Source organism: Erysipelatoclostridium sp. MSK.23.31 (genome assembly GCF_019125875.1).
In the GTDB taxonomy this organism is placed as follows: Bacteria; Bacillota_I; Bacilli_A; order Erysipelotrichales; family Coprobacillaceae; genus Thomasclavelia; species Thomasclavelia ramosa.
This window is the reverse complement of sequence record NZ_JAHOCB010000068.1, coordinates 1-12,233: the sequence shown is the minus strand read 5'-3', so window position 1 is coordinate 12,233 and position 12,233 is coordinate 1. Positions and strand designations below refer to the sequence as shown.

The window sequence follows — 12,233 nt, the reverse complement described above, 5'->3', positions numbered from 1 at the left end:
CGAATAAAGATTTCTGGCCTGAATTGAAATAAGATGTTAAAACTATTTAAAAAGAAAGAAAAACAAAATAAAGTACTATCTTCAATGGCTAACGGAAAAAGTGTAGCCATTGAAGATGTACCAGATGAAGTTTTTTCAACAAAAATGATGGGTGATGGAATTGCTGTAATTCCAGATGATGGTAAAATTTATGCGCCATGTAATGGGAAAATCTCAATGGTGATGGATAATACGAAACATGCTTTGGGGATTGAAACCGAAGATGGTATGGAGTTATTAATTCATGTTGGCTTAGACACTGTTAATTTAATGGGTGAGGGTTTTGCTACTCATGTATCTGCCGGTGACAGTGTAGAAACTGGTGAATTATTAATTTCTTATGATAAAACAGATTTTGTGACTAAAGGAATCAATGATATAACAATGTTAGTTATTGTTGAAAATGGTGGTCATGAAATCACAAAATATAATATTAATGAAAATGTTCATATAATAGAATCTCCTTTAATCGAATACAAATAAAATCACATCAAATTGATGTGGTTTTTCTTTACTGTGATAAATTTTTTTCTAATTTAGTTATTGATTTTGTTTTACTTAAAATATTGTTATAATAATACATGTAGAGGTATGATATGAAATTAGAAGAACTAGTTAATAGGAATTATCAACAACTTAATGATAATGATTTATATATATGGAATTATATTATTCATCATCGTAAAGAGTGTGAGCGTTTATCGATTGATGAACTAGCTTTAAGATGTAGTGTTTCACGAAGTACTATTTTACGCTTTTCTAAGCGTCTGGGTTTAAAAGGATACGCTGAATTTAAAGTTTTTTTACGGATCGATAATCAAAAAAATGATAAAAATGCTTTAACAGATAATATCTTTAATCATTATATAGAAACTTTAGAACAATATCGGGATTATCATTATAAAGAAATTGTACAAAGTATTTATGAAGCTAAAAATCTTTATGTTTATGGAACTGGGGTAATTCAAGATAATACAGCGCAACATTTAAAACGTTCATTTTCAATGGTGAATAAGTTATTTTTAGACATTGATGTATTAGCAGATTTTGAGGCTTATATTAATTTGTTTGGTAGTAATGATGTTTTTATTGCTATTTCTTATGCTGGTGAAAATCAACGCTTATTAGATTATGTTTATCGTTTAAAAGCTAAGGGAGTCATTGTTGTGGCTATTATTGCTAATAATGATTGTACTTTATCTCATGTGGCCGATTATAGTCTGCATGTAAAGACATTACCAGTCATGACAAATCAAGGGCGTCGTGAAGATCTGGTGGGGAACTATTTTATTTTAATTGATTTTATTATTGCCAATTATATTGAATATGCTAAAAGTAGAGGAAATGAATAATGACATTAGATAAATTAGTAGAAGATAATTACCATCAATTGAATGAAAATGACTTATATATCTGGCAATATATTTTACATCATAAACGGGAATGTCAAAGAATTTCGATTAAAGATCTAGCACGTAATTGCAATGTATCGCATACTAGTATTTTACGCTTTACAAAAAAGCTGGGGCTTGAGGGGTTTAGTGAATTGAAGGTGCATTTGAAATGGGACTTGGCGCAAAAGCCAAATTTCAAACCACGAATTATAGACGATACTTATCATGAATTTATTGAAACAATGGAACGAATGAAAAATCGAGATTTAACTAATATCATGGAAATGATTGAAAAAGCTGAACGAGTTTTTGTTTATGGAACTGGAGTTGTTCAAGCAAATATGGCCGGTGAACTGCGGCGGGTTTTTCTTTATACAAACAAGGTTTTTCATGCTGTAGGTAACGGAACGGAAATCGATACAATCTTAAATAATGTAACTAAAAATGATTTGTTTATTATTATTTCATTATCGGGCGATAATGAAACAGCAGTAACTTTAGCACGCGCTTTACGAGGGTTACATATTCCAAGAATTGGAATTGCTAAGGTTGGAAATACTTTATTATCAAAGTATTGTGATGATATGATTACTTTTAGATATGAAACGTTTAAAGTAGGGATGTCAGATATTCTTTATGGTAGTACCGCCCACTTCTTTATTATTTCAGATTTTTTATTTTTGAGATACTTAGAATATTCACAAGAGAAAGGATAGATGTAAAGAGGATGATTAAATGAAACTTTAAGAGTTATGAAAATTTAGTTAAAGATAAAGGCCCTTTAATGGCTAATTATGCTTTGATGGGAGATGGTAAAGTTATTGATGGTGAGCTTTACGAAGAATTACGAGGTACCGAAGGATGCTGAAAATGGCGATACTATTCATGTGGTCGTAGAAGTTCAAGATAATGGTAAACATCAGTTGAAACATTGTCAAAGAGTTATTATTACAGTTAAATAGTTTTATAGCAGCTATATTATTTATATAGCTGCTTTTTGTTAAGAAATAAATAGCTTATAAATGTTTTAAAGGACGTCAGTAATATGACGTCCACAATGTTTAATTAATCTTTTTTTGGTTTATCAGTTACTAATTCTTTTAAAGAACTAGCTAAACCGGCAATACCTTGAATCTCACTAGGAATAATAATTTTTGTGGCTTCACCTTTAGATAACTCTTCTAAGGCTTTAAACCCTTGTAATGTTACATATGCACTGTCTGGGTTTGCTTGATTAATATATGTGATACCTTTGGCTTGGGCTTCATAAACTAATCTTAATGCTTCTGCTTCTCCTTCAGCAATTGCAATTTTAGCTTCTTTATCTGCTGTTGCACGTAAAATCATTGATTCTTTATCACCTTCAGCATTTAAGATAGCAGCAGTCTTTTTTCCTTCTGCTTGTAAGATTGCTTCACGTCTTTCGCGTTCAGCTCGCATTTGTTTTTCCATTGCTTCTTGAATATCCCGAGGTGGAATAATGTTTTTAACTTCAACACGATGTACTTTGATTCCCCATGGATCAGTAGCCTCATCAAGAATACTACGCATTCTTGAGTTAATAATATCTCTTGATGTCAAAGTTTCATCTAATTCTAAATCCCCAATAATATTTCTTAATGTAGTTGCTGTTAAATTCTCGATTGCGTTGATTGGTCGATCCACACCATAAGTAAATAGTTTTGGATCAGTGATTTGATAATAAACAACAGTATCGATCTGCATCGTGACGTTATCTTTAGTGATAACTGGTTGTGGTGCGAAGTCAACAACTTGTTCTTTTAATGAAACTTTATTGGCAACTCGATCAAAGAAAGGAATCAAGATGTGCAATCCAACATTACATGTACGATTATATGCTCCGATTCTTTCTACGACATATGCCCGTGATTGTGGAACAATTCTAATTGTTGAAGCAATGATCGTAATTACAATAATTCCTAGAAAAACCCATAATACAATAGCGACAATTCCGTCCATAATATTTCCCTCTCTATTCTTCTATTTTTTTAACAACTAAGTGAGCTCCTTCGATTGCCATGATTTCGCAGTACTCACCCTCGTTAATAGTGTTATTATCAACACTTGCAGCTAGCCATGATGTTGACATAACTTTTACTTCACCTTTAGTATCTGCAGTAATCGTCTTAGTTACAAGCCCATGCTTACCAATTACACGATCGTAATTGGTTTTTTCAATATTTGTTCTTAAATATTTTTTAGCAATAGGTCTTGTAACAAAGATTGCGATCGTTGTGACAATTACAAACAAGGCAATTTGAATTGCTTGGCTAGCCCCTAATAAATCAGCAATTAGGGCAACAACACCACCTGCAGCAAACCAGATGCTTACTAGATCAATAGTAATAATTTCAACAATTATTGCTACGATGATAATGCCTAACCAAATAGGTATCATTTATAATCCCCCTCCTTAAAGATCCACTAACAGAATCTGATGTATTACATCAAACTTAGCAGTATACTTTACACAGTTGTTATTGTCTAAATCTAAATTATATTCTTTTGATAGTTCACTAATAAAGTTTTTATTTGAAATTCGTCCGTAGCTTTTTCCAATGGAAATTCTATGCAATTGATCTTCTGGATATAACGCATCATTTATTTCTTTTTTACCAACTGGCTTAATTCCCAAAACATTTTTATTTCGATCGATTCCTAATAAAACAAAATCTACTTCTTCAAAGTGCCGACAGGCTGCTTTATTTAATGTTAGATTGGTGCTGTAGATAGTAACTGTTTTTTTAGCAATATCATTAGTTGACCATTCAAATTCCATAAGTATCACCCTTTCTATCACTATTATATTATAAAAATTATTTTTATTCAACAAAATTATTGAAATAAAAAATAGCAGTTATTTCTGCTATTTAGCAACACTATAGAAATTAGTAGTTTGATAATTATAAATGATATTTGAAGTGTTAAATAACTGTCCGTTTGATAAATGAATATTATCATTGATCATAATGGCTGGATCATTTTCTTCAAGTTCTAGTAAAGCAGCATCTTCTTTGCTTAATTTTATTGCAGTTAGATATTTATCAGCAAAACCAAAAGAGATTTTTAAATCATCTTTTAAATAATTAAAAATTGATCCTTCAGCAATTTCCTTACCTAAATAGGGTACGATTTCCTTATTATAATATGTTCGCTCTAAAGCATATGGGATACCGTCGACAATACGAAGACGCTTTAAGTAATAAACTGGAGTTCCAACTTTGCAGTTCATCTGTTCACTTAACTTTTCATCAGCTTCAACTATTTGAATATCTAATAATTTATTAATGATTTTATTACCGGGATTATCCATTGTCACCCCACGGGTCGAGTTAAGATACACTGTTCCTTTTTTCTTTGGGGCCCGAACAAACATCCCGCTTCCTTGAACTGGATAAATAATGCCTAAATTCATTAATATTTTAATTGCATTACGAATTGTATTACGACTAACCCCATATTCTTCAATCAGTTTTTCTTCAGTAGGTAATTTTCGAGTCTCTTCAAATTCTTCATTCATTATCCTTTTTTGAAGATCATTTACAATCATTTCATACTTTAACATATAATCACCTCAAAACTCATTATATCATATTAGTCAAGTTTCACAATATTTATTGGTATGAATATAATTTATTCTATTTTTATTGTGAAAGCGCTTTACATTAATTCTTCATTGGAATATAATAAATTTGTACCAATAAATTTGGAGGAGAAAAGATGAAGAGAATATTGAAGGGAGCATTAGTAGCTCTAATGGTTGTTTCATCAACTATTGGGGTTAAAGCAGAGTCGAAGATTTCAGCCGAAGTACAAAGAATTATTGATAGTATGACACCGGTTGAAAAAGTCGCACAAATGATTCAGGCGGATACTCGCTGGATCACTCCAGCTGAAGTGGCGGAGTATAAGATTGGTTCAATTCTTAGTGGTGGGGGAGCAGCACCAACTAGTGGAAATGAATTAAGTAATTGGGTAACTTCAGCAAATAGTTATCAAAAAGCAGTAATTGATAGTGGTGGTATTCCATTGTTATATGGAATAGATGCGGTTCATGGAAATAACAATTTGTATGGAGCGACTATCTATCCTCATAACATTGGATTGGCAGCAGCTAATAATACTCAATTAGTTGAACAAATTGGGGAGGCTACTGCAAGTGAAGTTAGAGCAATGGGAGCCAACTGGACATTTACACCAACATTAGGTGTACCTCATAACGAACGTTGGGGGCGTACATATGAAACTTTTGGTGATGATGTTGAACGGGTAACTAATTTAGGTACTGCATATATTAAAGGAATTGAAAGTGATGGTGATACTCTATCGTCAGCAAAACATTATTTAGGAGAAGGATTAACTACTAATGGAGCTAACCAAGGTAATGTAGAGCTTAGTGATGCTGATTATCAAGATCTAATCAATGCAAATATGAATAATCCAATGGTTAAGGAACTTTTAACACCTTATAAAGAAGCTATTAAACAAGGAACTAAATCAATTATGGTTACCTATAATAGTATCAATGGTAAAAGATGTCATGGAAATAAGGACGTTGTTACAACGTTATTAAAAGAAAATCTTGGTTTTGATGGCATTGTTATTAGCGATTATAACGGTCTTGATCAAATTGAGAATCAAGCAACTTATAAAGATAAGGCAATTGCTTGTATCAATGCTGGTGTTGACGTCTTGATGGTAGCAGAAAAAGATGGTTCAACACCACGCTGGAAAAATTTATATAATGCTTTAGTTGAAGCTGTTAATGAAGGAAAAATTAGTGAAGAACGCTTAAATGATGCAGTTGCAAGAATTCTAACTGCTAAAGAAGAATTAGGATTTTTAGATAATCCTTCAAAAGCATATGCTGATGAGGCAGATCAAGCTAAATTTGGTGGTAGTGAACATCGGGCATTAGCTAAACAAGCAGTTAGTGAATCTTTAGTTTTATTAAAAAATGATGAAGTTAATGCTGGTAAAACAGTGATGCAGGCTTTAGCAGATATGGATAATATCGTGGTTGCTGGTAGTGCTGGTGATGACATTGGTAAACAATGTGGTGGTTGGACAATTACTTGGCAAGGGGCAACTGGAAATACAACACCTGGTACAACTATTTTCAGTGGTTTAAAAGCAGCGATGGATAAAAAGGGTGGAACAATCAGCTATAATGCTAATGGTGTATTTACAAATTCGGACAATAAAGTTGATGCAGCAATAGTTGTAGTTGGTGAAGACCCATATGCTGAAAGTAATGGTGATCGCAGTGCTGGACAATTAAAATTACCAGCTAATGATATTAGTACAATTAAACGGATTGAAAATAGTCATCCTGATTTACCGATTATTTTAGTTTTAACAACAGGGCGACCAATTGCAATGGCTGATTATGTTAATGATGATCATATCAAAGGGATTGTTAATGCATGGTTACCAGGTAGTGAAGGTGATGGGGTTGCTGATGTACTATTAGGTGATAAAGATTTTGTAGGAACAAATCCAATTACTTGGACATGGTATCCTCAAGATATTACTAGTAAGTATGATGATTCAAGCAAAGTATTATATCGGGTTGGATATGGATTGAAAAAAGCTCAAAAAACCGGTGATTTTACAGCACCAGCTGATCCTAATGTGATAGATTTAGCGAAAACTAATGGAAAATTAGAAGCCGAGGCGTTTGTGGATGCACACAGTGAAATTAAGTTAGAAAATAATGGTACAACTGTAGGGTATTTACAAGATGGACGGCATATGACTTATAAAATTAATGTGCCAGAACAAGCAGCATATAAATTAACTGTTCAAGCAGCACGTGAATATGCAGCGACAATTGATGGAGCATTTGAATTATATTTAGATGATGAATTGGTACTAGAAAAGAAAAATACACCAATTGTTTCAACGGGCAGCTGGACTAAGTTCACAGCTCAAGAGATGACAGCTTTGGTTAGTTTAAAAGCGGGGATACACGAACTTAAACTTGTAGCACGCGATAAAGATTTTAATATTGATTATTATATTTTTGAAAAAGCTGGTGATTATGTTGGTCCAATCATTCCTGATGAAGTAACAAATGAGGGAACTGGAGCAATGTTACAAGAAGGAGCAGTTGAAGTAAGCATGTCTTCTTCTGAAAATTCACAAGATATGGCTTGGTATAAAGGTGAATTTGAGATTTCTAATAAAAATGCAACAAAAGATCCTCTTGATTTACGTGTTGCAGATGATTCTAGTCAAACAACAATTGTTGTAAATGACCAAAAAACATATCAAAGTGTTTTAGGAATGGGAACTTCAATTGAAGAATCAACAATTTACAATTTATTAAAGATGACTGATGAAAATCGTCAAGCTTTCTTAAGAAGATTATTAGATCCTGTTAATGGTATGGGAATGTCGTTAATGCGGGTAACAGTGGGAACATCAGATTTTACGGCACAAGACTTCTACACTTATTATGATGGTACAGGAAAAGAATTAGATGGTAAACCAGATTGGAATAATGTTACTGGTAAAGGATTTAGTATTCAAAAAGATAAAGATTTAGGAATTATTAAAGTTATTAATGAGATGCAGGCTATCGCAAAAGAATTAGGAGTAGAAGATAATCTGAAATTCTTTGCTTCATCTTGGACACCACCAGGGTGGATGAAGTTACCTACTTCAAGTAGTAATTCATATGAGGATAATGAATTATTATTGAAGGGTGGTAAATTAAATGATGATTATATTGATGATTTAGCTAAATATATGGTTCGTTATGTTGAAGAATATCAAAAATGTGGTATTCCTATCTATGCAATGACGATTCAGAATGAGCCATTATTAGAAATTAATTATCCTAGTTGTGCAATGACAGGAACCCAAGAAGCAAAAATTGCTAAAGCAATCAAAGCTGAATTAGCGAAAAGCACTGTGTTAAAGGATAATGAAAAAGAAGTTAAACTATGGGCGTTTGATCATAATTTTGATGGTGCTGATAAATTTATGGCTGATTTCTTTAAAGAAGCTGGTGATCAATTAAATATTGATGGTATTGCATTCCATCCTTATGGTGGTAATGCTTCAACAATGGGTTCTTTCTATGATAGATATAAAGATCAATTAAGTATGAACTTAACGGAAAGATCAGTATGGGGTACTAGTGGTGCTAATGATATTATTACTTGGTTAAGAAACGGTTCTGAAAGTTATAATAGCTGGGTTACGATGTTAGATAGTAATGTTGGAACTCATCATTGGGTTGGAACTCCAGATCCAACGTTATTTGTGCAGGATGCTAATAATCCTCAAAGATATTGGGCTACTCCAGAAGTATATATCATGTCGCAATTTACTAAATATGTAAAACCGGGATATGTCCGTGTTGATACAAATAATGGTTCTAGTTCAACTGTAACAAACGTTGCGTTTAAAGATCCTGAAACAGGAAAAATTGTTATGATTGTTGCAAACCGAAGTGGTACTGATCAAAAATTCAAAGTAATGATGAAGGGTGCTCAATTTAATGCGGTATTACCGGCTGGTAATGTTGCAACATATATTTGGGATGGTAGTGATATTGAAATAAATGCATTAGATGTTCCAGGAACATTTACAGCTGATAAATGTAGTTCAGCTACTAATGCTAATATTAATACAACAGACCATATTATTGATTATGTAAATAAAAATGCGAGTATAGATTATTTGGTTGATGTAAAAGAAGCCGGAACATATAATGTTATGATTAAAGTTGCTTCTGGTGAAGATTGGGAAAATAAAACAGTAAACGTTAAATCAGGTGATACAGTTGTTGGTACTACTGTGGCACAAAGATTTAATTTCTGGGGTGGTGAATGGCAAGATTACCGTTATATCCAAGTTCAAGCAAATCTGGAAAAAGGAATTCAAACTCTAACGATCGAATTGCCAGATGGCGGTATGAATCTAAGTGAAATTAAGATCAATAAGACAAAATACAGCCATGATGTGCCTGGGTACATTAGTGCTACAGATTACTGTTACGGTGAAAGAATTATTGTAGAAGATGGAAATATTGGTTTCTTTGGTGAGTACGACCGAGTTAATTATCGGGTTAATGTACAAAAAGCTGGCACTTATCAAATGAAGATGAACTATGCTAGTGATGGAGAAGCAAAATTTTGGATGGATTTAATTCAAAATGGTATCTCTGCTTCAATTGGTGAAGCAACACTCTCTAGTACTGGTAACGATAGCACTTACAGTACTGGGGTAGTAGAGATTAATCTGCCTGAAGGTGAAAGCCAAATTAGTTTTGTCCCACAAAGTGGTGTAAGTTTTAACTTGAAAGCATTATCGTTTGGCTCATATATTCAAATTTCTAGTGATGAATTAGAAGAAGGTAAATTAGCTGGTAAAGAAATTACTGTTAATTTAAAAGATGGAAAATTTGAAACTGATTTAAATCAAGCTAATTGGGTGGTTGAAGGATTGCCTGCAGGTATTACTTATTCTTTAAAGAGAATAAATGATACAAAAGCAGTAATTATATTAAAAGGTAATGAAGTTGTAGATTATGATAGTAATCTTACAGTGACTGTTAAAGTTGATGCTGGTGAGATTGGTGATACTGGTTATAGTTTGAGTGATAGTGTAATGATTGCTGCAGTTGATGATGACGAAACATTATTAGATATTGGTGATCTTGCTTTTGGAACAACTGAATTTGATTTAATGATTGAAGGCGGAAAATTCAATCAAGATTTAAAAGTAAATGATCTTGTTTTAAGTGAAGAAGCAGCTAATTATATGACTGTTAAAGCGATAAAAGTAAGTGCTGATGGAAACAAAGTAACAGTAACATTAGAACGTAAAAATACTAATTATGAAGATGTTGCAGGGACAATTAGTATAAAATCAAACGGTTATAGCGATGGCAACGTCGATTTAACAGCAAATCTTAAATTATTAAAAACAAATAATCTACCAGATAGTATTGATGTTGGTGATGTTGCGGTAGGATTAAAAGAAAGTGATGCATATCGTAAAAAAGGTACTTTGGTTAATGGTGCTAAGGGAGATTATATTGACTTCTATTTGAATATTAAAGAAGAAGGAAATTATGTATTGACATATAAGATTAAAGATAGTGAAGCAATTACTAATGGTTTAAAACTAAGTGGTGGTTTAGGATTGGCTACTGATAATCTTGGCAGTGTTTCTTTTGGTAAATATTGGGGAAATGCACAAGGTTATGCACAGATGTTGAATTTAAAAGCTGGTGAACAGACTTTAAGATTTGAAGTTAATAGTGCTGGTTTTGAATTAACTAATTTAAAAATCGAAAAATTAACTCAAGCAATTGAAGTTAGTGATACGCTTGATCAAACAACGACGATAACGGCTGACAAGGTAGTTGATGGTTCTAAAGAAATTGGTTGGGGAATTGAAGGTTCAACAACTAAAAATATTGGTTTTGGATCTGCAGGAGCTTATCAAGATTATTATCTTGATGTAAAGACGGCAGGATTATACGATGTAAAGGTTAATTATAGTCATGATTGCGGTGGCGATACTAAAGCTGTTATCATGACAGTAGATGGAAAAATAACTGCTACTTTGGGTGAAGTTACTTTAAAGAATTCTGGTGGCTGGTCAAATTGGAAAGATAGTGACACGATTCAAATTAAATTAGAAGCTGGTAAACAATTTATTCGTATTTATGATGATCTAGACGGCTTTAATTATCGTAATTTCCAATTAACATTTAAAGGAGAACAGGATGTCACTGCTCCAGAAATTACGGGTAATGATGCAGTTATCTATGTAAATGATGCAACAGATATTAAAGATTTACTAGGGTTAATAGTTACTGATGATGTTGATGGTGATTTATTAGATAAAGTAACAATTAGTGGCGAATATAATTACAATGTTGCAGGAACTTATACGATTACAGTGACTGTAAGTGATGAAGCTGGTAATGAAACAAGTAAAGAATTTACAGTTAAAGTAGTTGAACCTGCAAAATTAATTGTTGAAGATAAAGTATTAACAGTTGGCGATAAATTTGATCCATTAGCTGGTATACAAGTTTTAGATGTTGATGGTACGGATATTACTAAAAATATTATTGTAATTAGTGATGGTGTTGATACAAGTAAAGCGGGAAGTTATGAAGTTATTTACAGAATAACTGATGCTTTAGGTAATGAAGTAGAATTTAGAAGAATGGTTGAAGTTAAGGACATCGAACCAGATGTTAAACCAGTTGATCCTGATGAGCAAACACCATCAGATAATAGTGGTCAACAGACTATTCCAGGACAAGTAGTTGAAGCAGCTAAGACTAGTGATGATGTAAATATCACGGGTATGTTTGGTATACTTGTATTAGCTGGATTAGGATGGATTGGATCAAGAAAAAGAAAATTTTGTGATTGTTAGATAAAACTCTCTCCTTGCGATAAGGACTCACATTGTGGGTCCTTATCTTTTTTTATAACAGCATATAACAGTTGACAATCAGTTATACACTGTTATATACTGTTTGTGAAGAGGAGGGAGAAGATGAAGATTATCATAAATAATTCATCGATGCAGCCAATCTATGAACAACTTGTTGAACAAATAAAAGCTCAAATCATAAATGGTCAATTGCATGAAAATGATGTATTACCATCAGTTCGTGCGTTATCAAAAGAATTAAAGATAATCGCATTAACAGTTAAAAAGGCGTATGATCATCTTGAAACAGAGGCTCTATACTAAAACTGGAGGGGAAATATATCCTGCTCCAGTTTTCTTATATTT

Annotated in this window: 9 protein-coding genes and 1 pseudogene; 6 read left to right on the top strand and 4 right to left on the bottom strand. The window is 32.7% G+C overall.

Features of this window, described 5'->3' with window-relative positions:
- Positions 1-33 precede the first annotated feature (33 nt).
- From KSU54_RS17570 to KSU54_RS17555, 4 genes are all read left to right on the top strand, one after another.
- Positions 34-522: a PTS sugar transporter subunit IIA gene (locus KSU54_RS17570; RefSeq protein WP_003537320.1), complete on the top strand. Its 489-nt coding sequence runs from the start codon at positions 34-36 to the stop codon at positions 520-522.
- A gap of 113 nt (positions 523-635) precedes the next feature.
- A complete protein-coding gene (locus KSU54_RS17565; protein ID WP_003537324.1) occupies positions 636-1,391 on the top strand; it encodes a MurR/RpiR family transcriptional regulator in 756 nt (251 codons plus the stop codon).
- A complete protein-coding gene (locus tag KSU54_RS17560) occupies positions 1,391-2,149 on the top strand; it encodes a MurR/RpiR family transcriptional regulator (protein ID WP_003537326.1) in 759 nt (252 codons plus the stop codon). Before KSU54_RS17565 ends, KSU54_RS17560 begins: the two co-directional genes overlap by 1 nt.
- A gap of 108 nt (positions 2,150-2,257) precedes the next feature.
- Entirely contained in the window at positions 2,258-2,395 is a 138-nt protein-coding gene (locus tag KSU54_RS17555) for a hypothetical protein (RefSeq protein WP_003537329.1), read from the top strand.
- Positions 2,396-2,498: 103 nt separating this feature from the next.
- Here KSU54_RS17555 and KSU54_RS17550 read toward each other — a convergent pair whose 3' ends face one another.
- From KSU54_RS17550 to KSU54_RS17535, 4 genes are all read right to left on the bottom strand, one after another.
- Positions 2,499-3,413 (bottom strand): SPFH domain-containing protein, encoded by a 915-nt coding sequence (locus KSU54_RS17550; protein ID WP_003537330.1) that lies wholly within the window; start codon positions 3,411-3,413, stop codon positions 2,499-2,501.
- Between the two features lie 13 nt (positions 3,414-3,426).
- A complete protein-coding gene (locus KSU54_RS17545; protein ID WP_003537333.1) occupies positions 3,427-3,852 on the bottom strand; it encodes an NfeD family protein in 426 nt (141 codons plus the stop codon).
- A gap of 15 nt (positions 3,853-3,867) precedes the next feature.
- Positions 3,868-4,233, bottom strand: coding sequence for a hypothetical protein (locus tag KSU54_RS17540; RefSeq protein ID WP_003537335.1), 366 nt, complete (start codon positions 4,231-4,233; stop codon positions 3,868-3,870).
- Between the two features lie 87 nt (positions 4,234-4,320).
- Positions 4,321-5,019, bottom strand: a complete 699-nt coding sequence (locus KSU54_RS17535) for a GntR family transcriptional regulator (RefSeq protein WP_003537337.1) — start codon at positions 5,017-5,019, stop codon at positions 4,321-4,323.
- Positions 5,020-5,174: 155 nt separating this feature from the next.
- On the opposite strand from KSU54_RS17535, the gene KSU54_RS17530 reads away from it, so the two are divergent.
- Both KSU54_RS17530 and KSU54_RS17525 read left to right on the top strand, forming a co-directional pair.
- Positions 5,175-11,867, top strand: coding sequence for a glycoside hydrolase family 3 N-terminal domain-containing protein (locus tag KSU54_RS17530; RefSeq protein WP_003537338.1), 6,693 nt, complete (start codon positions 5,175-5,177; stop codon positions 11,865-11,867).
- Between the two features lie 123 nt (positions 11,868-11,990).
- Positions 11,991-12,179: pseudogene (locus KSU54_RS17525) on the top strand (GntR family transcriptional regulator); the annotation flags it as partial.
- Positions 12,180-12,233 lie beyond the last annotated feature (54 nt).